This window comes from Ectopseudomonas guguanensis (assembly GCF_900104265.1).
In the GTDB taxonomy this organism is placed as follows: Bacteria; Pseudomonadota; Gammaproteobacteria; order Pseudomonadales; family Pseudomonadaceae; genus Aquipseudomonas; species Aquipseudomonas guguanensis.
Map to the genome: position 1 here is coordinate 1 of NZ_FNJJ01000022.1, position 22975 is coordinate 22975.

Consider the following 22975-nt stretch of genomic DNA (forward strand, 5'->3'; position numbering starts at 1 on the left):
TCAGCAATCGCAAATCTCTTACTTAAAAGAGTAACTCTCGAATTCACGAGTGTTGCTTTGTGATGCTGATAATCTGTCGACTATCAGTCTTACCTCACAAGCACCCACACGAATTGCTTGATTCAGTTGTTAAAGAGCAGTTGGTTAAGCTTTTCGTCTCAACCGAGGCCGCGCATTCTACATCAGCCCTTCCTTCTGTCAAGCTGTTTTTCGAATTTATTTCCGAAGAAACTCTTTTCTACTCAACCACTTGAGCCTTCGATCAGAACTTCTTCTCTCCAGCGGGAGGCGCATTCTACAGCGTTCAAAACCGCTGTCAACCACCTCTTTCAACCGCCTTCGATCCATTCAACCGAAGCACCGACAGGATCAAACCACCACCCTACCGACCGGCGCGCATTCTACACACCAGATTCAGCCTTGCAAGCCCTTCGTTTAACTTAACTCATTGATTAACAAGAAGTTTTTGAAGCGCTTCATCGCTGAAGTGGCGCGCATTCTACATCCAGCAGAATGCGCGTCAAGCTTATATTTCAATTTTCTTTGGATTCTCTCGAAAAAGGACGCCCGCTCTCTGTAATGCGCTCGCGACAGCGGAGAGACGCATCAGCAGCAGCGCACCACCGATCAGCGCGTAAACGAGCCACTCGCCCAGGTCGGCCCGCACCACCCAGAGCATATGCAACAGGGCCAGCAGCAGGATGGCGTAAACCAGGCGATGCAGCGCCTTCCACTTACGGCCCAGCTTCCTGATACTGAAGCGATTGGAAGTAACGGCCAGGGCAAGCAAGCCAACGAAAGCCAATGCCCCAACGATTATGTAGGGCCGCTCGGAAAGATCGCGTAGCACCAGCTCCAGCCGCAACCCGGCAATAAACAGCACATAGCCCAACAGATGCAGAACGGCATAGGCAAAGCACCACAGCCCAAGCTGGCGCCGCACGGCAATCCAGCCTCCCCAGCGAGTCAGCTGCTGCAGCGGTGTCATGGCCAGGGTAATCAGCAGAAGGATCAAGGCGCCGAGACCCAGGTTATCCACCAGCACCTTGCCGGGGTCAGGCCCCAGCAAATTGAAGACGGCGCAGTACAGCCAATACAGCGGCGGCACCGACGCCACCAGGAATACGCCAATGCGCCAAAGCCTGTAGCGCATCAGTAATACCTCGCCAGGTCCATGCCTGCGTAGAGGCCTGCGACCTCCTCATAGCCATTGAACATACGGGTATCGATCACATTCGGACTGAACAGGCCACTGGGCAGACGTCGCTCGGTCGCCTGCGACCAACGCGGATGGTCGACCTGCGGATTGACGTTGGCATAGAAGCCATATTCGTTAGGCGCGATGCGCTCCCAGGTAGTCTTGGGTGCCTCGTCCACCAGACTGATGCGCACGATGGATTTGATGCTCTTGAAGCCATACTTCCATGGCACCACCAGGCGCAACGGCGCGCCATTCTGGTTCGGCAGCACACGCCCGTACATACCGACAGCCACAAAGGCCAACGGATGCATGGCCTCATCCAGCCGCAGCCCCTCGACATAGGGCCAAGCGATCAGCGAGAACCCCGAACGCTGCCCCGGCATGCGCTCACGATCGACCAGCGTCTCGAAGCGCACATAGCGAGCCGACGAAGTGGGTTCGACCTGCTTGAGAAGATCAGCCAGAGGGAACCCCAACCAGGGAATGACCATGGACCAGGCTTCGACACAACGCAGTCGGTAGATGCGCTCCTCGAAAGCGTGCGGCTTGACCAGATCCTCGATGGCATATCGTCCCGGCTTGCCCACCTCGCCATCGACCATCACCGTCCAGGGCTCGACCTGCAGCTTGCCGGCATTGGCTGCCGGGTCGCCCTTGCCCGTGCCGAACTCATAGAAGTTGTTGTAGTGCGTCGCATCCTTGAACGGCGTGATGCTTTCACCTTCAACAGTGATCGCTTGCCAGCGCGCGGCCGCCAGTTTCTCTTCGAACCAGCCAGGTGCCTTGGCGGGCTCTACATCGCCATAGACACCTTGGGTCTCTGCGCCGGCCCAACCCGGCATCGCAGCCATAGCCGCCAATGCCAGCGAGCCCTGCATCAGCTTGCGCCGGGAGAGATAAATCGATTCAGGAGTGACTTCGGACTCGAGAGCCCGAGAAGGGGGAGGAACTCGGATGAGCATGGTGACTCCGCGACTACAGTTCGAGAAACGAACTGTAGACCACGGAGCGCAGGAGAAATTACAGGGTCAGGCAGATTTACGACGACGCAATTGCAGCAGGTACTGAATGGGGCCGGAAAATGCGTAAGCCAGGAAAATCAGCAACAGAATGCGCGGCGGATCGCTGAACACCACGGCGAAGACCAGCACAACCACCAGAATCGCGACGAAAGGGACACGCCCCTTCAGGTCCAGATCCTTGAAGCTGTAGTACTTGATATTGCTGACCATCAGGCAGCCGGCGGCGGCAACCAGCAGCGCCACGGCGAAGGACATGTTGGAGCCCTTGATGCCGAAATCGCTGAATGCCCAGACCGTACCGGCGACGACACCCGCGGCAGCCGGGCTGGCCAAACCGATGAAATAGCGCTTGTCGACACTGCCGATCTGCGTATTGAAGCGGGCCAGACGCAAGGCGGCGCCCGCCACATAGATGAAGGCGACCATCCAGCCGACCTTGCCCATGCTGCCCAGCGCCCACTCGAATGCAAGGAGGGCCGGCGCTACACCGAAAGCAACCATGTCGGACAGCGAGTCGTACTCGGCGCCGAAGGCGCTCTGAGTGTTGGTCAGGCGTGCGACGCGGCCGTCCAGACCATCAAGCACCATGGCCACGAACACGGCGGCGGCGGCGACATAGAAGTTGCCGTTCATCGCGTTGATGATGGAATAGAAACCGGCGAACAGGTTGGCCGTGGTGAACAGGTTGGGTAGCAGGTAGATACCACGGTGGCGCACCTTGCGCCCTTCCGCGTCGCGGCCTTCCTCTATGTGCTCGTCGATCGGCAGCAGGCTTTCCAGGTTATCGCCAGCCGGCTTTTGATCCTCGGGACCTTCACTCATGAACAGCACCTTGCAACGGGTTTGACGAATTTCGACCGGAACGAGTGAACTCAGTTCGCCTCGCGGTGAGCTGGCTTTATACCAGAAGCCTCGCCCCAGAACGAAAAAACGCGGCATAAAGCCGCGCTCTTTCGCACATCGCAGACCTTAGTTCTTGGTCTTGTCGACGATCTTGTTGGCAGCGATCCACGGCATCATCGCACGCAGCTGTTCACCGATGACTTCGATACCGTGAGCGGCGTTGTTGCGACGCTTGGCGGTCATCGACGGGTAGCCGGTGGCACCTTCGCTGATGAACATCTTGGCATATTCGCCGTCCTGGATGCGCTTCAGAGCATTGCGCATGGCCTGACGGGATTCGGCGTTGATCACTTCCGGACCGGTCACGTACTCGCCGTACTCGGCGTTGTTGGAGATCGAGTAGTTCATGTTGGCGATGCCGCCTTCGTACATGAGGTCAACGATCAACTTCAGTTCGTGCAGGCACTCGAAGTAGGCCATTTCCGGCGCGTAGCCGGCTTCGACCAGCGTTTCGAAACCGGCCTTGACCAGTTCGACGGTACCGCCACAGAGAACGGCCTGCTCACCGAACAGGTCGGTTTCGGTCTCGTCCTTGAAGGTGGTTTCGATGATGCCGGTACGGCCGCCACCAACGCCCGAGGCGTAGGACAGGGCGACGTTCTTGGCGTTGCCGGAAGCGTCCTGGTAAACGGCGATGAGGTCAGGAATACCGCCGCCCTTGACGAACTCGGTACGCACGGTGTGGCCCGGGGCCTTCGGCGCGATCATGATCACGTCCAGGTCGGCACGCGGAACGACCTGGTTGTAGTGGATGGAGAAACCGTGGGAGAAGGCCAGGGTCGCGCCCTTCTTGATGTTCGGCTCGATCTCGTTCTTGTACAGCTGGCCCTGGAACTCGTCCGGAGTCAGGATCATGACCAGATCGGCAGCGGCAACGGCGCTGGCGACGTCGGTCACTTTCAGGCCATGAGCTTCGGCCTTGGCAACGGTCGCGGAGCCTTTACGCAGACCGATGGTGACATCGACACCGGAGTCCTTCAGGTTGCAGGCCTGGGCATGGCCCTGGGAGCCATAACCGATGATGGCGACTTTCTTGCTCTGGATGATGGAGAGGTCGCAATCTTTGTCGTAATAAACTTTCATGTTCTTGGCTCTTTTGAATCGAAAGGGATGGGGTGCTAGCACCGCGACAGGGACACCTTAAGTGATCCGCACCATTGCGTAAAATGATATATTTGCAACACAACATGCCGATATATGAAACGCAATGGACAGCCATTCCCTCCGACTGTTTCTCTCTCTCGCAGACAATCTGCACTTCGGCCGCACCAGCCGCGAGCAGCATGTCAGCCCTTCGGCGCTCAGCCGCAGCATCAAGCAACTGGAGGACGAACTGGGCGCAGCCCTGTTCGTGCGCGACAACCGCTCGGTGCGCCTGACCCGCGAGGGACAGCAGTTTCGCGAGTATGCGAGCGAGGTCATGAATGGTTGGCAGGCGATTCGCCAGACCTTCATGCAGGATCAGCTGAACCTGCATGGCGAGCTGTCGCTGTATTGCTCGGTCACCGCGAGCTACAGCTTTCTCTACGACATCCTCAGCAGCTTCCGCCAGGACTACCCGCGCATCGAAATGAAACTGCACACCGGCGATCCAGCCAAGGCCGTCGAACGCGTGCAGCAGGGGCTGGAGGATCTGGCCATCGGCGCCCTCCCCGACAGCCTGCCATCTGGCGTGGAGTTTCAGTCGATCACCCGCTCGGAGTTGCGCTTTATCGGCCCGCTAGCGCCGCAACTGCTGAACGAGGAACAGCTTAAGCATCCAACTGCCGAGAGCTGGAAAGACGTGCCGATGATTCTTTCGGAAGAAGGCCTGGCAAGGACGCGCACCGATCGCTGGCTGAAAAGCCACAATATCAAGCCGCGCATCTATGCCCAGGTCAGCGGCAACGAAGCCATCGTCAGCATGGTCAGTCTGGGCTTCGGTATCGGTGTCGTGCCGCAGATCGTGCTGGATAACAGCCCGCTGACCGCCCGCATACGCATCTACGACATCCAGCCACCGCTCACCGCGTACGACATTGGCCTGTTCGCCCTGGAAAAACGCCTCAAGGACCCGCTGATCGCCGCTTTCTGGAATCGCCAGCGCTGAATCTCAGGCAATAAAAAAGCCCCGCACCAGGCGGGGCTTTTTATTAGCACAGCGATCAGATGCTCAGCACCTTGTCGCCGCGAGCGATGCCGGTGACACCGCTGCGCACGGTCTCCAGGATCGACGCGGTGCCGATGGCCTGGATGAAGCTATCGAGCTTGTCGCTGGTACCGGTCAGCTGCACGGTGTAGACGCTGCTGGTCACGTCCACGATCTGGCCGCGGAAGATGTCGGTGGTGCGCTTGACCTCGGCGCGCTGGGCGCCGGTGGCCTTGATCTTCACCAGCATCAGCTCGCGCTCGATGTGGGCGCTTTCCGAAAGATTGACCAGCTTGACCACCTCGACCAGTTTGTTGAGGTTCTTGGTGATCTGCTCGATCACCTCGTCATGGCCAACGGTGGTGAGGGTCAGGCGCGACAGCGTCGGATCCTCGGTTGGCGCAACGGTGAGGCTTTCGATGTTGTAGTTACGCTGGGAGAACAGACCGACCACGCGGGACAGTGCGCCCGGCTCGTTTTCCAGCAGCAGGGAGATGATATGTCGCATCTTAGGTCCGCTCCGTCTTGCTCAGCCACATGTCACGCATCGCACCGTCTCTGATCTGCATCGGATAGACGTGCTCGCTGGAATCCACCGCGATGTCGAGGAACACCAGGCGATTCTTCAGGGCGAAGGCTTCCTCCAGCTTGGGCTTGAGGTCCTTCAGCTGGGTGATGCGCATGCCGACGTGGCCATAGGCCTCGGCCAGTTTGACGAAGTCCGGCAGCGACTCCATGTAGGAGTGCGAATAACGGCTGTTGTACTGCATGTCCTGCCACTGGCGGACCATGCCGAGAGCACCGTTGTTCAGGTTGACGATCTTCACCGGCAGGTCGTACTGCAGGCAGGTCGACAGCTCCTGAATATTCATCTGGATGCTGCCTTCACCGGTGACGCACGCCACGTCGGCATCCGGGAAGTTCAGCTTGATGCCCATCGCGGCCGGGAAACCGAAGCCCATGGTGCCCAGGCCACCGGAGTTGATCCAGCGGTTGGGCTTGTTGAAGCGGTAGTACTGCGCCGCGAACATCTGGTGCTGACCGACATCGGAGGTGATGTAGGCATCGCCACGGGTCACGTCGCACAGGGTTTCGATCACGGTTTGTGGCTTGATGATCGAGCCGTCGCCCTCGTTGTAGGGGAACAGGCGACCGTTGCCACGCCACTCGTCGATCTGCTTCCACCAGCTGGCGACGGTGTCCTTGTTCGGGGTTTCACCGATTTCCTTGAGGATGGCGACCATTTCGGTCAGCACGCTGTCCACCGGGCCAACGATCGGGATATCGGCCTTGATGGTCTTGGAGATCGAAGCCGGGTCGATGTCGATATGGATGATCTTGGCGTTCGGGCAGAACTTGGCCGCGCCGTTGATCACACGGTCATCGAAGCGCGCACCGACCGCCAGGATCACGTCGGCATGGTGCATGGCCAGGTTGGCGGTGTAGCTGCCGTGCATACCGAGCATGCCGATGAACTGGCGGTCGGTACCCGGATAGCCGCCCAGGCCCATCAGGGTGTTGGTCACCGGCAGGTTGAGCATCTGCGCCAGCTCGGTCAGCGGCGCGGAAGCACCGCCCATGATCACGCCGCCGCCGGAATACATGACCGGACGCTTGGCGGCCAGGAGCATCTCGGCAGCCTTGCGGATCTGCCCGGAATGGCCACGTACCGCCGGGCTGTAGGAGCGCAGCTTGACCTTCTTCGGGTAGACGTATTCGAACTTCTGGGTCGGATCGCCCATGTCCTTGGGAATGTCCACCACGACCGGGCCGGGACGACCGGATTCGGCGAGATAGAAGGCCTTCTTCAGCACCTCGGGGATTTCCGACGGGTGCTTGATGATGAAGCTGTGCTTCACGATCGGGCGGGAAATACCGACCATGTCGGTTTCCTGGAAGGCATCGGTACCGACCATGGCACTCGGCACCTGGCCGGAGATCACCACCATCGGAATGGAGTCCATGTAGGCGGTGGCAATGCCAGTGATGGCGTTGGTCGCACCGGGGCCGGAAGTCACCAGCACCACACCGGCCTTGCCGGTGGCGCGGGCGTAGCCGTCAGCCATGTGAGTCGCTGCCTGCTCGTGACGCACCAGGATGTGAGTCACTTCCGGTTCTTTGAACAGGGCATCGTAGATATGCAGGAGAGCACCACCAGGGTACCCATAGATGTACTTAACGCCTTCGTCACGCAGGAAGCGGACGACCATTTCAGCGCCGGATAAGAGCTCCACGTTGTTCACCTCTTGAACGCCAGTATGCCACCCGCAACGGGTAGCCCTAAGTAGGTTCTTACTGTCAGCGGACATGCACGACGGTGATCGTGGATTCGGAACATCAGCTTGACGAGTAACGGAGCAGCCCATGGTCTTGCGGGGCTGACCCTCCCAGCGCGAGGTAACGCGTAGCGGGTGTCACGGTTCGGCGCGGGTAGCGCCTCTTTTCCCCGAGCTGGAGGACGCTTGCGGCGGACTCCACTGAGGGGTGAAGCTGGATTGTTCGGGTTCGGCGAGGGCAAGTCAAGCGGCGCGTAACCTATTATTCGACTTGGCGCTGTGACGCAGCGCAGGATGAAGATTGCCGGCTTTTGGTTATAGTAACCGGCAGCACCGCAGCTCTCGATAAAGGAAACAGCATGCGCCACATGATTCTCACTGGCACCCTGATGCTCGCCCTGAGCACGACTGCCATGGCCAGCCAGATTTACAAGTGGGTCGATGACAAAGGCGTGACCCACTTCGGCGCGCAACCTCCGCAGGACCAACAGGCCACGACCATCAATACCGCCACACCGCCTCCCCGGCCGGCAACAAGCACGCCAGCTCCCGGCGCCGGAGAGCAGGCCGACCCCGAGCAGGCGGCCATCGACAAGAAGGTCAAGGAAGACGTGGCGAAGCAGGAGGCCGAACGCAAGCAGTACTGCGAAACCGCTCGCACCAACCTGGCTCAGCTGGAAAACAACCCACGCGTCAGGATTGAGGACGGTGGCGAGGTACGGCGTATCGGCGAAGACGAACGCCAGGAACGCATCACCGAGCTGAAGAAATCCATCGCGGAAAACTGCAAGTGATGCGTTACGCGCACGCCCTCAAGGCGTGCGCGTAAGCAGACGATCGAACTCGCCAAGCAGTTCGACCAGCCGACGCGCAACGCTCGGCTGCTGCTGATAGACCATCTCGGCCATCGCCTGAATGCCCGATACCGAGGGCAAGGCGCCGCCGCTTTCCAGCAGCGCCTTCATCCGCGGCAAGAAGATCCATTGCAGCCATTGCTCGAATGTCAGGGTATCGACGCAGAAAGGTTCGGCACTAGCCAGAGCCTCGGCGCTCGGCGCCTCTGCCTGCCACCACCCCTGCACGCGCAGCTCGCGCTCGATCAGCAGCAGATGCTCGGCCAGTGCATTAACACGCGTATCCATCAGAGATTGACTCGAGCACGCTCGCGGGCCTGGGCGGCGCCAGCGGGATCACCCTGGCGCTCGCGGGCGCGGGCAATCAGATCCCACAGGCTGGCCTGCAGCGCAGGACGACCACTGGCTTGAGTCAGACCACGACGAGCCAGTTGCTCGGCCTGCGCGGCATCGCCCTGAGCCATACGTACCTCGGCAAGACGGTAGAGCACCTGCGGCTCACGCGGCGCGATACGCTGGGCACGCTCCAGGCTGGAAGCGGCACCATTGAGATCGCCACCGCCCTGCTGCTGCTGGGCGGTGGTCAGCAGTGCGAGCACCGGGCCGTCCAGCTGCTCGTCGGCCGCCAGACCGCCACCACTGGGAATGCCACTGGGCATGCTCGGCGCGGGAGAGCTGAAACTCCCCTGACTCGGCGCAGACGGCTGGCTGCTCATGGGTGGATCGAAAGTCAGGCCGCCACTGGAGGTGATTGGTTGCGAATCGGTCTGCAACGGTGCCGACACTGCACCCTGCGGCACCATCACCACCACCCCGGAATCTTCTTCGATACGTTGCGGCGCAGCGGCTGGGCTCGGACTGGCCGAGGGAGCAGAACCGCCCGAGGACAGCGGTGCGCCGGCATCGATCACCGGAATCGAACCCTGCGGTACCGTACTGCAACCACTCAGAACCGCCGTTGCCAGCATCGTGGCAAGCCACTTCTTGTTCACATCCAATCCTCTTCAGGTCACACCGAGCCACTCGACCCGGCTGTCATTCCAACCAGCCCCGCACCCAGTCCATCACCGAATCGACCGGTGCCTGGATACCGCAAGCGGAGCCCGGGGCAGGTTCACTGCCGCGAATATAAGGCATCTGCACCGCATTCGGGCAGCCCGATGCCGAGCCCAGCCCAGTCTGACGGTCGACCCAGGCCTGGGTGACGTTGTCCGGCATCGGCATGTCCAGCGGCAGCGGATCGGCCTTGCGCATGAAGCTGGTCCATACCTGCAGCGCACCGGTTGCACCGGTCAACGGGGTAGGGCCATTGTCGTCGCGGCCGAGCCACACCACCGACAGCAGATCCTGGCTGAAACCGGCGAACCAGCTGTCGCGCGAGTCGTTGCTGGTACCGGTCTTGCCCGCCAGATTCAGCGAGCCGGGCAGCTGGCTGTACACCGAACGCCCCGTGCCTTCACGCATGGTGCGCTGCATGGCGTTCTGCACCAGGTAGATGGCGCCCGGATCGAAACGCTGCTGGATCTGGAAGGGATAGCGGCCGAGCGGCTCGCCATCAGCGGTCAGCACGCTGCGAATGCCACGCAACGGCGTATTGAAGCCGCCATTGGCCAGGGTCTGGTACATGCCCGCCACTTCCATCGGGGTCAGCGCGCCAGCCCCGAGCAGCATCGACGGATAGGCCGGCCACTTGCGCTCCACGCCCAGCCGTTCGAGGGTCTTGAGCACATTGGGTACACCGATTTCCAGGCCGAGCTTGGCCGTGGACAGGTTGTAGGACTGCGCCAACCCCTGATACAGGTAGATGGTGCCGTGAGCCTTGCGGTCGTAGTTCTGCGGCGTCCAGACCTGGCCGTCCTGGCCCTTGATGGAGAAGGGCTCGTCCTCCAGCCAGCTGGTCAGGGTGTACTGGCTCGGGCGCTCCAGCGCCGACAGGTAGATCGCCGGCTTGATCAGCGAGCCGATCGGCCGCACCGCGTCCAGGGCGCGGTTGAAGCCGGCGAAACGGGGCTGGCGGCTGCCGATCAGCGCCTGGATCTCACCGGTCTCGGGGTTGGTCACCACCATGCCGGCCTGCACTTCGTCCACGCCCTTGCGTCCGGCCAGGCGCTTGAGCGTCTCGGCCAGCGCCTCTTCAGCCTTGAGCTGCAGGATCGGGTCGAAGCTGGTGAAGATGCGCAGGCCTTCTTCGGTCAGATCCTGCTCGCGGTAGTCTTGGCGCAACTGACGCTTGACCAGATCGAGGAAGGCCGGGAACGAGCTGTCGGCCATGCTGCCGCGCGAGGTCACACCCAACGGCTTCTGCTTGGCCGCGGCAGCCTCCTCAGCGGTGATGGAGCCCTGCTCGGCGAGCAGATCGATCACCAGATTGCGTCGCGCCAGGGCACGTTCAGGGTTGCGCCGCGGATTGAAATAGGTCGGTCCCTTGACCATGCCCACCAGCAAGGCGACCTGCTCGAGCTTGAGTTCGGAAACCGGCTGACTGAAGAAATACTGACTGGCCAGACCGAAGCCGTGAACGGCGCGTTGACCGTCCTGACCGAGGAACACCTCGTTCATGTAGGCCTCGAGAATCTCGCGCTTGTCGTAATGCAGCTCCAGCAGCACGGCCATCATCGCTTCGGTGACCTTGCGCCCCAACGTGCGCTCGTTGGTCAGGTAGAAGTTCTTCACCAGCTGTTGGGTCAGGGTACTGCCGCCCTGCACCAGACGCCCCGAGGTAGCGTTGATCCACAGCGCACGAGCGATGCCCTTGGGCGATACGCCGAAATGCTCGAAATAGTCGCGATCCTCGACCGCCACCAGCGCATCGATCAGATAAGCCGGCACCTGATCCAGCTTGATCAGGATGCGATCCTCCTGATGCGCCGGATAAAGCCCGCCGATCAGCAGCGGCTCGAGCCGCGCCACGGCCAGATTGCTGCCGTCGGCCTGGGTCAGCCCGGCGACGTAATCACCGGAGAAGCGCACGCGCACCTTCTGCGAAGGCTCGGCGCCCTCGTAGAACTGGAAGCCGCGACTGTGTAACTCGATGTTGTTACCCGCCACCGCAACCGCGCCCGGCCCGTTGGCGGCACTTTCACGGCGGTAGCCCAGGGCGTCCAGCTCGCGCAGGAAGTCGTCCTTGGCCAGCTTCTGGCCGACGAAGAGTTCCAGCGGCCTGGCATAGACCTTGGCGGGCACCGTCCAGCGCTTGCCGGAGAATTTCTCCTGCACCACGGCATCGAGGTAGACGGCGAAACCGGCCAGGATCACCAGGCCGACGAGGCCGAGCTTGAGGCCCCAGGCGAGCCAGGGACGCATGCCGGAAGAACGGGGTTTTCTGTTTGAGCGGGGGGAGCGTTTTCGAGTCATGGCGGGATTATACGCACTTTACATGGGGGCCAGCAGCGCCGCCCGGATGGTTTGCAGAGCAGCTCACAGCGGCCATAATGCCCAGCTCGAACAGCGTCTAGAACAAGGATCGAACGTGAGCCAAGCCCTGATTGCCGCATTGCAGAACCCGGCCCTGTATCCGCATCCCGTGGAAGGATTTCAGGTGATTGAGACCCACATTTCCTGGGTTTTGCTCACTGGCCCCTATGCCTACAAGATCAAGAAACCGGTCAATTTCGGCTTCCTCGACTTCACCGAGCTCGACGCACGCCGTCACTTCTGCGAAGAAGAGCTGCGCCTCAATCAGCGCCTGACCGAGGATTTGTATCTGGAGGTGTTGCCGATCGGCGGCAGCGAAGACGCGCCCAGCCTCGATGGCAGCACACCGGCCATCGAATATGCCCTGAAAATGCGCCAGTTCCCGCAGGAGCAGCTGCTCAGCGCCATTCAGGCCCGCGGCGAGCTCAACGACGGCCATATCGATGCACTGGCCGAGCAGATCGCCACCTTTCACCTCAACGCACCCAAGGTGCCGCAGGAACATCCGCTGGGCAGCGCCGAAGCGGCGATGTTCCCGGTGCAGCAGAACTTCGAGCAGATTCGCCCCATGCTCAGCGAGCAGGCGGACCTGCAGCAGCTCGACGCCCTCGAAGCCTGGGCACAGTCAAGCTACGAACGCCTGCAGCCGCTGCTGACCGAGCGCAAGGCGCAGGGCTTCATCCGCGAATGTCACGGCGATATCCACCTGGGTAACGCCGCCCAGATCGACGGTCGCGTGGTGCTGTTCGACTGCATCGAATTCAACGAACCCTTCCGCCTGACCGACGTCACCGCGGATATCGCCTTCCTCGCCATGGACCTCGAAGACCGCGGGCTCAAGTGCCTGGCACGCCGCTTCATCAGCGGCTGGCTGGAGCGCACCGGCGATTATGCATCCCTGCAGTTGCTGAATTTCTACAAGGCCTACCGCGCCATGGTCCGTGGCAAGGTCGCGCTATTCCGTCTGGGCCAGGAGCAGGACCCCGTGCAGCGCGCGGTGATTCTGCGCCAGTATCGCGGCTATGCCGCGCTGGCCGAGAGTTACAGCGCCATTCCCTCGCCTTTCCTGGCCATCACCCACGGCGTCTCGGCGGTCGGCAAGAGCCACGTTGCCATGCGCCTGGTGGAGGCGCTGGGCACCATTCGCCTGCGTTCGGATATCGAACGCAAGCGCCTGTTCGGCGAGCAGAGCAACGCCGCCAAAGGGGAACTGGCCGCCGGCATCTACAGCGCCGACGCCAGCCAGGCGACCTACCAGCGCCTGCACCAGCTGGCGCATGAGATCTTGCAGGCCGGTTTCCCGGTGGTGATCGATGCGACCTATCTCAAGGCCGCGCAGCGCAAGGCCGCCAGCGAGGTCGCCGAACAGACCGGCGCCCCCTTCCTGATCCTCGACTGTCATGCCCCGGAAGCGGTGATCGCCAGTTGGCTGGAGCAGCGTCAGCACGAAGGGACGGACCCGTCCGATGCGACGCTGGAAGTGATCCAGACCCAGCAGGCCAACCGCGAACCGCTCGACGCCGAAGAGCAAAGCCACAGCAAGCGCGTCGATACGCATGACAGCGCCAGCCTGGACAGCCTGGTAGAGCGCATTCGCCAGCGTCTGCCTGGCATCTGACCTACCCCGGCAGCAGGCCCCTTCGCCCTGCCGGGCAAAGCGCGGCGGGGCTTCTATACTGGCGGTGAGTCCACCACTGGTACCCGCCATGAGCCAGCCGCGCCAGCTTGATCATCCACTCTACGCCCTGCTGCACAACGACGACGTCAAGGGCTTCAACGCCAAGAAACCCAAGGACGCCGAGGTGGACCTCTCGGGCGGGGATTTTCGCGGGCTGGACCTGCGCAACCTGGATACCGAGGGCGTCAACTTCACCGACGCCTACTTCCGCGGCGCCGACCTGCGCGGACTCGACCTGCGCAAGGCCAGGATCGAAGGCGCCAGCCTGGCCCACGCACAGATTTCCGGCGCCTATTTTCCCGTCGAACTGACCGCGGACGAGATTCTCATGTCGGTGAATTTCGGCACCCGGCTGCGCTACCGCACCAAGTAGCGCAGTGCGCACGCAGACGCCAGGCACGCAGGCAATTGGCCGCTACACTTTCGGCACGCCATCGTGAATCTTTCTTCGCCCGCACGCACGGAGGCCCGATGAACGACGAACTGCAACACCTGAAGAACCTCGGCAAGACCTCCGCGCAGTGGTTGCACGCCGTGGGTATACACAGTGCCAACGACCTGCGTCGCTACGGCGCCGTCGGCGCCTATCGGGCGGTCAGGGCGCGCGGCTTTCGCGCTTCCAAGGTGCTGCTTTATGCCATCGAGGGCGCCCTGCTCGACGTGCACTGGAATGAGCTGCCACCCGCGCACAAGGCCGAACTCAATGGCCAACTGGACGAAGCCCAGAGCCACAACAAGAGCTAGCTCACAACACCAGCGCAAGGTGATTTACTCGCGAGGCCGCGCAGCCTATTGTTTCAGGGACCTTCGTGTGGTCAGCCAGCCCAGCCAGTCAAGGAATTACGGTTATGTATTTACTCGGGGAGCAACCGGCCTACGCCGATCAGCTGATCAATCGCCTGCAGAGTATCCCCACTCAGCTGCTGGAAGGGCTGCAACCCGCGGGTGAGCCGCTGCGTCTGGAGCGCGTCGACGACCTGGCCAAGGTATTGCCTGGCAACCAGTTGTTCATCATCGAGAATGGCCTACTGCATGCAGTGGTCGATGAACGTCCGTTGTTCTATCTGCAGGAAGGTGACCTGGTTGGCCTGCGTCAGGGCATCGACCTGCCCTCCTGCCGCTACAGCAGCGAAGAACCCATCAGCCTGATCCCCTATTCGCGCAGCGAAGTGTTCCAGCACATCTACGCCAGCGAGCAGCGCCAGGAGCTGTTCATTCAATACCTGATCGGCCATACCGCCCTGCTTTCCGACGCGCTGGCCCGCCTGAAGCAGCCGGAGATTCGTCCGGCGACCGGTTTCCAGCACTTCGCCGCCGGCGAGGAGCTGATTCATCAGGGCGATGAAGCCGACCACGTGTTCATCATCATCGAAGGTCACGCCGAGGCCTATGTCGACGGCCAGAAGGTCGGCGACGTGCAGAAGGACGAGATCTTCGGCGCCATGGCTGTTTTCACCCGCGAGAAACGCAGCGCCACGGTGGTCGCCAGCGAACCCTGCACGGTCATGGTGATTCCCAAGGAGCAATTTCTCAGCCTGATGCAAAGCAACCCCCGCATCGCGCACAGCCTGATCGAGAGCATGGCCCGACGCATCGACCTGCTCAACAAGGAAGTCACTCAGCTGCGCCTGCCTGAAGAGCCCTGAGCCTCCGCCAGTCATGACCATCCCCGGCAACGCCGGGGTTTTGCATTTCTGGGCTCGTCAATTTTTCTGAGAGAAATTCTCAAAAAGGCGTTGACTATGAAATGAGAATTGTTATTATTAACTCAACTGGTCGCGAGATCAGCCGATAAGCTAAAGAGACCATTTCAGTCGGACTCTTCAGATTATCTCCTCATCAGGCTAATCACGGTTATTGACCCGGCTCTTGCCGGGTCTTTTTTTGTCTGCAGTTTGACCTTGGCGCGACAGCAGCAACCAGCCGATAGCTATCAGTCGTCGACCTGAGCCAGCCAGTCGGGCAGGTTGAAATGCAGGCTTATACGGCTGATCAGCCCGTTGTGGATTTCGAAGAAGGCGCCCACGCGCATTTCGTAACGTTGCCCGCAGGCCTCCGGCAACCCGTCATCGGTGGCCAGGTATTCGCCGATCACGCGGTACTCGCAGGCCGCATGGCGTCCCTGTGGTTCGGCCAGGATGACCAGCGACTCGATGGTCTCGCGATAGCAGCGCAGTTGCCGCTGCAGAAACGCAGCGAAGGCGTCGCGGCCGTGTTCGGCGAAGCCCTGGTTGGGCTCCAGAATCAGCTCGTCGCTGACCAGCGCCAGGCAGGCGCGGCTGTCGCGGTCATTGAGGGCATTGAAATAACGTTGCAGCAGGTCGCGAACGTCGACAGGCATGGCGCAGGCTCCACATCGGCAAAGCGCCGAGAATACCGTGCACGCAGCATGCGAAAGGCGGCTAGGGTCGCAGTTTGGCGCAGTGATCCTGTGCAGGTTGCGCAGCCGTGAACCAGACGTAGTCAGCCATGGACGCGTCTACCGAACGGCCGACCTCGGCCAATATCAGTATCGTGCTGCCCGCCGGCGCGCCGAGGTCAGCGAGGTGCAGCGGCACGCCGAGATCCTTGCGCACGTGGAAGGCACCGGCCAGCAACAGAGCGGGTTGCGGCGCGGCCAGCAGCACCTCGGCCATGCGCCGGTCGCGCTGCTGCTGCACGGCGAGCATGGCCGGCAACTGGCTGTCCGGCAGCAGGCCGCAATGCGACTCGCGGATATCTTCAAGCAGGCGTGCCTGCACGTCGGCGGCGCTGGAGCGCTCGCCCTGCAGCGTCGGGCGCTGGCGGTAGATCTGCATGATCTCGGCGCGATCCAGATTGGCCGCGAGCAAGGGATAAGGCTGGCGCAACTGATGCAGAACCAGCGGCCCATACAGCGACCAGTCCCAGCCGGGCTGCCAGGCCAGGGCGTCGAACGGATCGCCGGGCGATCGCCCCTCACGAGCCGCCATCTGCGCCTGGTCGACCTTGGGTTGCTGATCCGGATTGAGCATCTCCATCAGCACGCTACCCTGCGGCCGCTGCCTGGCCAGCTCGCGCAACAGCCACAGCTGCAGGGCATGGTGATCGGGGTTGTCGTGCTGCTCGCCGACCAGCACCCGCTCGGCCCGTGCCAAACGCTCGAGCAACTGCTGCGGACTGATCGTGCGTCCGCTGGCCAGCTCGACGATACGGCCCAGTTCGGCATGCTCGCGTCCTTCCGGGGCGAGCGGGGCCGGTGGCGGCAAGGGCTTTTGAGTCTGGCAGGCAGACAGCAGCAGCAGACAACTCAGCAGTACGACTCGCATCGAGGGCTCCGACATTCAGCGCGCGACGATCAATGGGTGGCCGCGTTCGGGATGAGTCTGCACCAGCACTTCCAGACCGAACACGGCCTGCAGCGGCTCGGCGCGCAAAACCTCGGCGGGCGTGCCCAGCGCATGCGCCCTGCCCTGCTCCAGCAACAGCAGGCGATCACAGTAGCGCGCTGCCAGGTTGAGGTCATGGAGAATCACCAGCACGGCCGCGCCGGATTCGGCCAGACGGCGAACCGCCTGTAGGCAGGTGTGCTGATGCAGCGGATCGAGCATCGAGGTCGGCTCGTCCAGCAGCAGAATCTGCCCCTCACCGCCTGGCCACAGCTGCGCCAGCACCCGCGCCAGGTGCACGCGTTGGCGCTCACCGCCAGACAGGGCCAGGTAGCTGCGCCCGGCCAGATGTGCAGCATCGGCTGCCTGCAACGCCTGCTGCACGATCTGCGCATCGCGCACGCGTCCGCTGTCATGCGGCAGCCGGCCCATGGCGACCACCTCTTCGACACGGAAGGCGAAATTCAGGCTCGAACTCTGCGGCAGGACGGCCAGACGCCTGGCGCGCTCCGGCCCGGACCAGGCATCGAGCGCACGCTGATCCAGCGTCACCTGCCCGGCACTGGCCAGCAGCTCGCCGGTCATCGCCGCCAGCAAGGTACTCTTGCCGGCGCCGTTCGGCCCCAACACGCCGAGCACCTCACCGGGGCGCAGTTGCAGGTCGATGCCGCTGAGCACCACCTGCTGCCCGCGGCGAATTTCCAGCTGTTCGACCCGCAGCATCAGCTCCGCCCCCGCACCAGCAAATAGAGAAAGAACGGCGCGCCGATCAACGCCGTGACGATACCGATCGGCAACTCGGCAGGTGCCAGTGCCAGACGTGCAACCAGATCGGCCAGCAGCAACAGGCTGGCACCGGCCAGTGCGGAGGCCGGCAACAACAGACGATGATCGGGGCCGACCAGCAAACGCATCAGGTGCGGCACCACCAGGCCGATGAAACCGATCAGGCCGGCGGCGGCCACCGCAGCGCCTACACCCAGCGCCGTGCAGAACACCAGCTCGCGCTTGAGTCGCTCGACATCGAAACCGAGGTGGCGTGCCTCCGACTCGCCGAGCAGCAGGGCGTTCAGCGCCCGCGCCCGTCGTGGCAACCACAGCGCCACGGCCAGCGTGGCCAGCAGCAGCGGCCAGAGCCGCGCATAGCTGGCACCGTTGAGACTGCCCAGGTTCCAGAACGTCAGAGTGCGCAACGTGGCATCGTCCGCCAGGTAGGTGAACAGACCAATGGCCGCACCGGCCAGTGCGGTCAGCGCGATGCCGGCCAGCAGCATGGTCGCCACGTTGGTCTGCCCGTCGCGGCGACCCAGGCGGTAGACCAGCGCCGTCACCAGCAAGCCGCCAACGAAGGCGCAGGCTGACAGCAGATAAGGCGCGAAAGCTTCCGGCAAACCGCCGAAGGCGGCACCGCCGACGATGGCCACCGCTGCGCCCAGCGCAGCGCCGCTGGAAACGCCAACCAGACCGGGATCGGCCAGCGGATTGCGAAACAGCCCCTGCATTGCCACACCGCACAGGGCCAGCACCATACCCACAGCCAGCCCGAGCAGGGTACGCGGCATGCGTATCTGCGACAGGATCAGTTCGGCCTGCTGAACCGACGCATCCGCCTCGAAGGGCAGACCCAGCAGGCGCAGGGCCGCACGCAAGGTATCGCCCAGCGGTAGACTGACCGGTCCGAGCGCCAGCGAAAGCCACAACACGAGCACGAGCAGCAGGCCCAGTGCGATGAACAATGGGCGCGTGGAAAAAGGTGAGGTCATGGCTCGCGCTTGGCTTCGGCAGTCAGGGGTTGGCTGGCAGGATAAAAGCCTGCGGCGAGCATCGCCAGCCCATCCGGTACGCGCGGCCCAAGGCCGCCGACCAGCAGGGTCGGGTCTAGCGCCAGCAAACGCCCCTCGCGCGCAGCGCGGGTACCGGCCAGGGCCGGGTTCTGCTGCAGCAGGGCCTGCCTCGCGGCATCGCCTTCCAGAGCGCGATCAGCGACCACCACCACTTGCGGATCAAGAGCCAGCAGCGCTTCGCTGGACAGTGCCTTGTAGCCGTCATGACTGGCCAGGTTGCGCCCCCCGGCACGGGTGATCAGCCAGTCCGCCGCCGTATCGACGCCGCCCACCAGCGGACTGCCGCCGGCATGCCCAAGCAACAGCAAAACACCAGGCGCGTCCTGACTGCGCTGCGCCTGCTCGACCCACTGCTGCTGGGTCTGCAGGCGCGCCTGGTAATCGGCGAAGGCGCGTTGCCCTGCTGCCTCATTACCGAGCAACTGCCCCAGGCGCTGCAGGTTGGCCTGCAGACTGTCCAGCTCGGCCCGTGCCGTCAGGCGCTCGATGCGCACGCCAGCCGCCGCCAGCTGTTCGAGCACTGGCGGCGGCCCCATCTCCTCGCTGCCGAGCAGCAGGTCCGGGCGTAGCGCGAGAATGCCCTCGGCCGCCAGCTGACGCTGATAACCAACGCTGGGCAGCCTGGTCAGCGAAGCTGGATGACGGCTGGTGGTATCGACACCGACCAGCTTGCTCTCGCCGCCCAGCAGCACCACCCACTCGCTCAGGGCACCGCCTGAGCTCACCCAGCGCTGCGGCAAAGGCTCGGCAGCCAGCACCAGATTGGGAAACAGCAGGACGGCCGCCAGGCCGCCCAGGATATTGGCAAGACGCATGGTCTGGACTCCCCCGCTCAGGCCAGCACCGGTAGCGACTCGGCCAGCTCGCGCCAATCGTCGCGCTCGGCCATACCCGGCTTGCGCGCACCGAACAGCTGGATCACCAGTTCGCCGTCTGCGTCGAAGGCCTCCAGGCTGGTGATCACGCCATCGACACTGGGTTTGCGCACACGCCACAGCTCGACCACGCCGCGGGTCTGCAGGTGCAGGTTGAAGTCGGGATCGAGCACGTTGAACCAGCTGTCCATCCAGCGCAGGTTGTGCACCGGGCCGGTGTGAATCTGGATGCAGTGGCGGTTGCCGACGAACACCATGATCGGCACTTCGCGGGCAGCGGCCTGCTCCATCAGCACCGTCAGCTCGGAGGTCGCCAACGGCTGCGCCCACTGCTCGCCGGCCAGGCGCAGCGCCTGGGTGCGGGCAACCTCATGTTTCTTCAGCAGGGCGAAGAAATGGTGGGTGTCCTGCAATTTCGCCCAGCCATCGCGCAGCGCCTGGCTGTCGATCTCGGCGTCGGCCTTGCGCGCAGGAGCCACGGGCGGCGGCAACAATTGCAATTCGGCGCTCTGTTCACCGGCAAAGCGCTCGATCAGTGGCTGCCAGGCGCTCAGCTCACTGCGCTCGGTCAGGTAGACCTTGTGCACGGCAACGCCTTGCTGGTCGAACACCTGGATGCTGCGCTGGGTGCCCTTGGCGGTTTCCTCGGCAACGGCGAACACGCTGGCCCAGCCACCGAGAAATAGACGCAGATCGATATCGGCAGACACCACCAGGCCCATCTGCCCGGAGGCGGCAACGCTCACCTCGCGGTATAGCCCCTTGCGCTCATGCACGCAGTGCTCGTTGCGAGTCAGCACCATGACGTGCCCCAGGCTGCCAAGAGCCGGTAGCAGCTCGGCCCAGTCCGGGCGCAGGCGCCGTGCATCGACGCCCAGGCGGCTGGCGGTCAGCTCGGCCTCGCTGACACCCAGCTGCGCCGCCGCTTCGCGGGCACGCAGGCGGGGCTGCTCATGACGCAGCGCCTGCCAGGACTGGTAAAGATCGGCAGCCGGCGCGGCCAAGGTATTTGCGCTACTCATCGGGATTTCCTCTCTCACGGGCGGTTACCACCACCGTCGCCGACACGAGCGCGTACCGACACGGCAGTGCAATTTGAGAGAACGATAATCTACCTGAGAATTATTTGCATCAGTTAAATAATCTGGTTAACGTCTTGCGCCGTCGCCAACCAGGCAGTCGCAGAACTGCCAAGCATGCATTGGAGTATCACCATGCTCGTTCGCCCGCCCTACCCTCGCCGCCCCTGGCTTGCGCTGCTGTTGCTGTGCCCTTCCCTGGCCCTGGCCGCTACCCCGGCCGAACTGCCCGACGTAGAAATAACCGCCGCTGCAGCCAAGCAGCCGTTGCCAACCACCACCCAGACCGATGCGCAGACGCTGGAACGCCGCCAGATCCGCAGCTTCGATGACTTGTCCCGACGTGCCGAGCCCGGGGTGAACTTCAACCGCAGCAACAACAGCATCAACATCCGCGGCCTGGACCGCGACCGCGTACTGACTACCATCGACGGCATCCGCATGCCCTGGCTGAACGATGCCGTGCGCGAAGTGAACGGCGGCCTGGACAGCATCGACTTCCAGAGCCTGTCCGCGATCGACGTGGTGCGCGGCGCCAACTCCAGCCAGGTTGGCTCCGGCGCCCTGGGCGGAGCGCTGCAATTGCGCACGCTGAACCCGGATGACCTGCTGGGCGACAAGGACGAGTTCGCGGGCCTGATCAAGAACGACTACGACAGCGCCGACCGTAGCTGGGGGCTCAATGCCGCCCTGGCCGGTCGCTTCAACGACACCGCCTGGCTGCTCCAGGCCGGTGGGCGCAAGGGCAACGAGCTTGAAAACCAGGGCAACCGTGACGTACTGGGCAGCCAGCGTACCGAAGCCAACCCCAGCGATACCGACCAGCACAGCCTGCTGCTCAAGGTCCAGCAAAAGCTCGGTGGTGGGCACCGAGTCGGCGTGACCGCCGAACTGTTCGAACGCACCGAGGACATGGACAGCCGCATCAACCAGGGCACCGCCAACTACCCTCGGCACTACGACACCCAGGAAAGCAACGAGCGCAAGCGCCTGTCCTTCGATCACCAGTACCGTGCCGAGCACGCAGAAGGCCTGCTCGACTGGGCCGACACCATCGTCTACTGGCAGAAGCTGCGCCGCGAGGATGAGGTGGAGGCGACCCGCGCCGGGACGCTGGCCGGCCCCTTCGGCCGCAGCAACGAGATCGAGAAGACCCAGTACGGCATCACCAGCACCCTGGGCAAGCAGCTGGGCCAGCACAATCTGACCCTGGGCGCGGAGTGGAGCCGCATCGAGGCCGAACAATACAGCAGCGGCTACGATGCCTGCCCCAGCGTGCTGGTACCGCCCTTCCCGCCGCGCCCGGACAGCACGCCGGCCGGCATCTACTTTGCCTGCATCAACCTGCACACCAATCAGGCCGAGATGCCGAAAACGCCGGGCACTCTGTATGGCCTCTATCTGAAAGACGACATCGCCCTCAGCGACACCCTGACCCTGACGCCCGGCCTGCGCTACGACCGTTACGAATACAAGCCCAGGAGCGGCACCAGTGGTTACGTGCTGGCCGGCGACAGCGTGATGCTCACCGAGAACAAGGACTCCAACTGGGCCGGCAGCCTGCTGCTGACCTGGCAGGCACACGAGCTGGCTACGCTGTACGCGCAGTGGGCAGAGGGCTTCAAGGCCCCGGACGTCAACGAGCTGTACAGCACCTTCACCAACTCCGGCATGGGCTACGCGCGAGTCGGCAACCCCAACCTCAAGCCCGAGAAAAGCACCGGCTACGAGGTCGGCGCGCGCCTGGGCGACAGCCATCTGGGCGGCTCCATCAGCCTGTTCGACAACCGTTACAGGAACTTCATCGACAGCATCACCGCCAACGAAGCGGACTACGGCTTCCAGGCCGGCGAATTCCCGACCTTCTTCGAGGTGATGGAGAACCGCGACAAGGTGCGCATCTATGGCGCCGAAGGCACCGCACACTGGCAGTTCGCGCCCTCCTGGCAGGCCTGGACCTCGGTCGCCTGGGCCGTAGGCAAGGACCGCGAAACCAAGCAGCACCTGAACTCGGTCGCCCCGCTGACCGGCACCCTCGGCCTCAGCTATACCCAGCAACACTACGGCGCGGACCTGATGCTGACCGCCGCGCGCCGCCGCGACAAGGTGGAGAACGATGGCGACTTCAAGGCCCCCGGCTACGGCGTGGTCGACCTCACCGGCTACTGGCAACCGGCCGCGCTGGACGGTGTGAGGCTGCAGGCCGGTCTGTTCAACCTGTTCGACAAGAAGTACTGGAACGCCCTCAACGTGCCCAGCGCTGGCGGCCGCACCACACCGCAACCGGTCGACTACTACAGCGAGCCCGGGCGCAGCTTCCGCGTGTCCGCCTCCTGGCAGTTCTGAGTTCCACT

22 protein-coding genes are annotated in these 22975 nt (G+C 63.0%); 7 read left to right on the forward strand and 15 right to left on the reverse strand.

Annotated elements, in window-relative coordinates; all coding sequences use genetic code 11:
- Window positions 1-526: 526 nt before the first annotated feature.
- The 4 genes from msrQ to ilvC all read right to left on the reverse strand — a co-directional run bounded on the left by msrQ (window position 527) and on the right by ilvC (window position 4209).
- Window positions 527-1153, reverse strand: a complete 627-nt coding sequence (gene msrQ, locus BLS61_RS22995; protein ID WP_090435305.1) for a protein-methionine-sulfoxide reductase heme-binding subunit MsrQ — start codon at window positions 1151-1153, stop codon at window positions 527-529.
- Complete coding sequence (gene msrP, locus BLS61_RS23000) at window positions 1153-2163, reverse strand: protein-methionine-sulfoxide reductase catalytic subunit MsrP (protein ID WP_090435308.1); 1011 nt, start codon at window positions 2161-2163, stop codon at window positions 1153-1155. The genes msrQ and msrP overlap by 1 nt, the downstream gene beginning before the upstream one ends.
- Before the next feature lie 66 nt (window positions 2164-2229).
- Entirely contained in the window at window positions 2230-3045 is an 816-nt protein-coding gene (gene pssA / locus BLS61_RS23005; protein ID WP_090435403.1) for a CDP-diacylglycerol--serine O-phosphatidyltransferase, read from the reverse strand.
- A gap of 147 nt (window positions 3046-3192) precedes the next feature.
- Window positions 3193-4209: a ketol-acid reductoisomerase gene (gene ilvC / locus BLS61_RS23010; RefSeq protein WP_090435310.1), complete on the reverse strand. Its 1017-nt coding sequence runs from the start codon at window positions 4207-4209 to the stop codon at window positions 3193-3195.
- Between the two features lie 124 nt (window positions 4210-4333).
- Here ilvC and ilvY point away from each other — a divergent pair, with 124 nt between their 5' ends.
- The gene (gene ilvY, locus BLS61_RS23015) at window positions 4334-5215 is read left to right on the forward strand and encodes an HTH-type transcriptional activator IlvY (protein WP_090435312.1); all 882 of its coding nucleotides are present in this window, start codon (window positions 4334-4336) and stop codon (window positions 5213-5215) included.
- Between the two features lie 55 nt (window positions 5216-5270).
- On the opposite strand, the gene ilvN is transcribed toward ilvY, so the two are convergent.
- Both ilvN and BLS61_RS23025 read right to left on the reverse strand, forming a co-directional pair.
- The gene (gene ilvN / locus BLS61_RS23020; RefSeq protein WP_003243161.1) at window positions 5271-5762 is read right to left on the reverse strand and encodes an acetolactate synthase small subunit; all 492 of its coding nucleotides are present in this window, start codon (window positions 5760-5762) and stop codon (window positions 5271-5273) included.
- Between the two features lies 1 nt (window position 5763).
- The gene (locus BLS61_RS23025; RefSeq protein WP_090435406.1) at window positions 5764-7488 is read right to left on the reverse strand and encodes an acetolactate synthase 3 large subunit; all 1725 of its coding nucleotides are present in this window, start codon (window positions 7486-7488) and stop codon (window positions 5764-5766) included.
- A 401-nt stretch (window positions 7489-7889) separates the two neighbouring features.
- On the opposite strand from BLS61_RS23025, the gene BLS61_RS23030 reads away from it, so the two are divergent.
- Window positions 7890-8324: a DUF4124 domain-containing protein gene (locus BLS61_RS23030; RefSeq protein WP_090435315.1), complete on the forward strand. Its 435-nt coding sequence runs from the start codon at window positions 7890-7892 to the stop codon at window positions 8322-8324.
- 18 nt (window positions 8325-8342) lie between these two features.
- Here BLS61_RS23030 and BLS61_RS23035 read toward each other — a convergent pair whose 3' ends face one another.
- The 3 genes from BLS61_RS23035 to mrcB all read right to left on the reverse strand — a co-directional run bounded on the left by BLS61_RS23035 (window position 8343) and on the right by mrcB (window position 11738).
- Window positions 8343-8672: a YqcC family protein gene (locus BLS61_RS23035; RefSeq protein ID WP_090435318.1), complete on the reverse strand. Its 330-nt coding sequence runs from the start codon at window positions 8670-8672 to the stop codon at window positions 8343-8345.
- Window positions 8672-9352 (reverse strand): tetratricopeptide repeat protein, encoded by a 681-nt coding sequence (locus BLS61_RS23040; protein WP_090435408.1) that lies wholly within the window; start codon window positions 9350-9352, stop codon window positions 8672-8674. The genes BLS61_RS23035 and BLS61_RS23040 overlap by 1 nt, the downstream gene beginning before the upstream one ends.
- A gap of 67 nt (window positions 9353-9419) precedes the next feature.
- The gene (mrcB, locus tag BLS61_RS23045; RefSeq protein WP_139205586.1) at window positions 9420-11738 is read right to left on the reverse strand and encodes a penicillin-binding protein 1B; all 2319 of its coding nucleotides are present in this window, start codon (window positions 11736-11738) and stop codon (window positions 9420-9422) included.
- A 115-nt stretch (window positions 11739-11853) separates the two neighbouring features.
- Here mrcB and BLS61_RS23050 point away from each other — a divergent pair, with 115 nt between their 5' ends.
- The 4 genes from BLS61_RS23050 (at window position 11854) to BLS61_RS23065 (ending at window position 15122) form a co-directional block, all read left to right on the forward strand.
- The gene (locus BLS61_RS23050) at window positions 11854-13416 is read left to right on the forward strand and encodes a bifunctional aminoglycoside phosphotransferase/ATP-binding protein (protein ID WP_090435324.1); all 1563 of its coding nucleotides are present in this window, start codon (window positions 11854-11856) and stop codon (window positions 13414-13416) included.
- Between the two features lie 88 nt (window positions 13417-13504).
- Window positions 13505-13849 (forward strand): pentapeptide repeat-containing protein, encoded by a 345-nt coding sequence (locus tag BLS61_RS23055; RefSeq protein ID WP_090435327.1) that lies wholly within the window; start codon window positions 13505-13507, stop codon window positions 13847-13849.
- Window positions 13850-13947: 98 nt separating this feature from the next.
- A complete protein-coding gene (locus tag BLS61_RS23060; RefSeq protein WP_090435330.1) occupies window positions 13948-14220 on the forward strand; it encodes a TfoX/Sxy family protein in 273 nt (90 codons plus the stop codon).
- 104 nt (window positions 14221-14324) lie between these two features.
- Complete coding sequence (locus BLS61_RS23065; protein ID WP_090435333.1) at window positions 14325-15122, forward strand: cyclic nucleotide-binding domain-containing protein; 798 nt, start codon at window positions 14325-14327, stop codon at window positions 15120-15122.
- A gap of 287 nt (window positions 15123-15409) precedes the next feature.
- Here BLS61_RS23065 and BLS61_RS23070 read toward each other — a convergent pair whose 3' ends face one another.
- The 6 genes from BLS61_RS23070 to BLS61_RS23095 form a co-directional block, all read right to left on the reverse strand.
- Entirely contained in the window at window positions 15410-15817 is a 408-nt protein-coding gene (locus BLS61_RS23070; RefSeq protein ID WP_090435335.1) for a nuclear transport factor 2 family protein, read from the reverse strand.
- A gap of 61 nt (window positions 15818-15878) precedes the next feature.
- The gene (locus tag BLS61_RS23075; protein ID WP_090435338.1) at window positions 15879-16763 is read right to left on the reverse strand and encodes a ChaN family lipoprotein; all 885 of its coding nucleotides are present in this window, start codon (window positions 16761-16763) and stop codon (window positions 15879-15881) included.
- 15 nt (window positions 16764-16778) lie between these two features.
- On the reverse strand, window positions 16779-17546 hold the full coding sequence (locus tag BLS61_RS23080) for a heme ABC transporter ATP-binding protein (RefSeq protein WP_090435341.1): 768 nt from the start codon (window positions 17544-17546) through the stop codon (window positions 16779-16781).
- Complete coding sequence (locus tag BLS61_RS23085) at window positions 17546-18586, reverse strand: FecCD family ABC transporter permease (RefSeq protein ID WP_090435344.1); 1041 nt, start codon at window positions 18584-18586, stop codon at window positions 17546-17548. Before BLS61_RS23085 ends, BLS61_RS23080 begins: the two co-directional genes overlap by 1 nt.
- The gene (locus BLS61_RS23090; RefSeq protein WP_090435346.1) at window positions 18583-19482 is read right to left on the reverse strand and encodes a heme/hemin ABC transporter substrate-binding protein; all 900 of its coding nucleotides are present in this window, start codon (window positions 19480-19482) and stop codon (window positions 18583-18585) included. Before BLS61_RS23090 ends, BLS61_RS23085 begins: the two co-directional genes overlap by 4 nt.
- A 17-nt stretch (window positions 19483-19499) precedes the next feature.
- Window positions 19500-20564 (reverse strand): hemin-degrading factor, encoded by a 1065-nt coding sequence (locus tag BLS61_RS23095; protein WP_090435349.1) that lies wholly within the window; start codon window positions 20562-20564, stop codon window positions 19500-19502.
- A 192-nt stretch (window positions 20565-20756) separates the two neighbouring features.
- Between BLS61_RS23095 and BLS61_RS23100 the strand changes: the two genes are divergently transcribed.
- A complete protein-coding gene (locus BLS61_RS23100; RefSeq protein WP_090435352.1) occupies window positions 20757-22967 on the forward strand; it encodes a TonB-dependent hemoglobin/transferrin/lactoferrin family receptor in 2211 nt (736 codons plus the stop codon).
- Window positions 22968-22975: the final 8 nt, after the last annotated feature.

Bases quoted from the DNA above. Each gene is read 5' to 3' on its own strand.
- msrQ (WP_090435305.1), bottom strand. From the start codon at position 1,153: ATGCGCTACAGGCTTTGGCGCATTGGCGTATTCCTGGTGGCGTCGGTG.
- msrP (WP_090435308.1), bottom strand. From the start codon at position 2,163: ATGCTCATCCGAGTTCCTCCCCCTTCTCGGGCTCTCGAGTCCGAAGTC.
- pssA (WP_090435403.1), bottom strand. From the start codon at position 3,045: ATGAGTGAAGGTCCCGAGGATCAAAAGCCGGCTGGCGATAACCTGGAA.
- ilvC (WP_090435310.1), bottom strand. From the start codon at position 4,209: ATGAAAGTTTATTACGACAAAGATTGCGACCTCTCCATCATCCAGAGC.
- ilvY (WP_090435312.1), top strand. From the start codon at position 4,334: ATGGACAGCCATTCCCTCCGACTGTTTCTCTCTCTCGCAGACAATCTG.
- ilvN (WP_003243161.1), bottom strand. From the start codon at position 5,762: ATGCGACATATCATCTCCCTGCTGCTGGAAAACGAGCCGGGCGCACTG.
- BLS61_RS23030 (WP_090435315.1), top strand. From the start codon at position 7,890: ATGCGCCACATGATTCTCACTGGCACCCTGATGCTCGCCCTGAGCACG.
- BLS61_RS23035 (WP_090435318.1), bottom strand. From the start codon at position 8,672: ATGGATACGCGTGTTAATGCACTGGCCGAGCATCTGCTGCTGATCGAG.
- BLS61_RS23040 (WP_090435408.1), bottom strand. From the start codon at position 9,352: ATGCTGGCAACGGCGGTTCTGAGTGGTTGCAGTACGGTACCGCAGGGT.
- mrcB (WP_139205586.1), bottom strand. From the start codon at position 11,738: ATGACTCGAAAACGCTCCCCCCGCTCAAACAGAAAACCCCGTTCTTCC.
- BLS61_RS23055 (WP_090435327.1), top strand. From the start codon at position 13,505: ATGAGCCAGCCGCGCCAGCTTGATCATCCACTCTACGCCCTGCTGCAC.
- BLS61_RS23060 (WP_090435330.1), top strand. From the start codon at position 13,948: ATGAACGACGAACTGCAACACCTGAAGAACCTCGGCAAGACCTCCGCG.
- BLS61_RS23065 (WP_090435333.1), top strand. From the start codon at position 14,325: ATGTATTTACTCGGGGAGCAACCGGCCTACGCCGATCAGCTGATCAAT.
- BLS61_RS23070 (WP_090435335.1), bottom strand. From the start codon at position 15,817: ATGCCTGTCGACGTTCGCGACCTGCTGCAACGTTATTTCAATGCCCTC.
- BLS61_RS23075 (WP_090435338.1), bottom strand. From the start codon at position 16,763: ATGCGAGTCGTACTGCTGAGTTGTCTGCTGCTGCTGTCTGCCTGCCAG.
- BLS61_RS23080 (WP_090435341.1), bottom strand. From the start codon at position 17,546: ATGCTGCGGGTCGAACAGCTGGAAATTCGCCGCGGGCAGCAGGTGGTG.
- BLS61_RS23085 (WP_090435344.1), bottom strand. From the start codon at position 18,586: ATGACCTCACCTTTTTCCACGCGCCCATTGTTCATCGCACTGGGCCTG.
- BLS61_RS23090 (WP_090435346.1), bottom strand. From the start codon at position 19,482: ATGCGTCTTGCCAATATCCTGGGCGGCCTGGCGGCCGTCCTGCTGTTT.
- BLS61_RS23095 (WP_090435349.1), bottom strand. From the start codon at position 20,564: ATGAGTAGCGCAAATACCTTGGCCGCGCCGGCTGCCGATCTTTACCAG.
- BLS61_RS23100 (WP_090435352.1), top strand. From the start codon at position 20,757: ATGCTCGTTCGCCCGCCCTACCCTCGCCGCCCCTGGCTTGCGCTGCTG.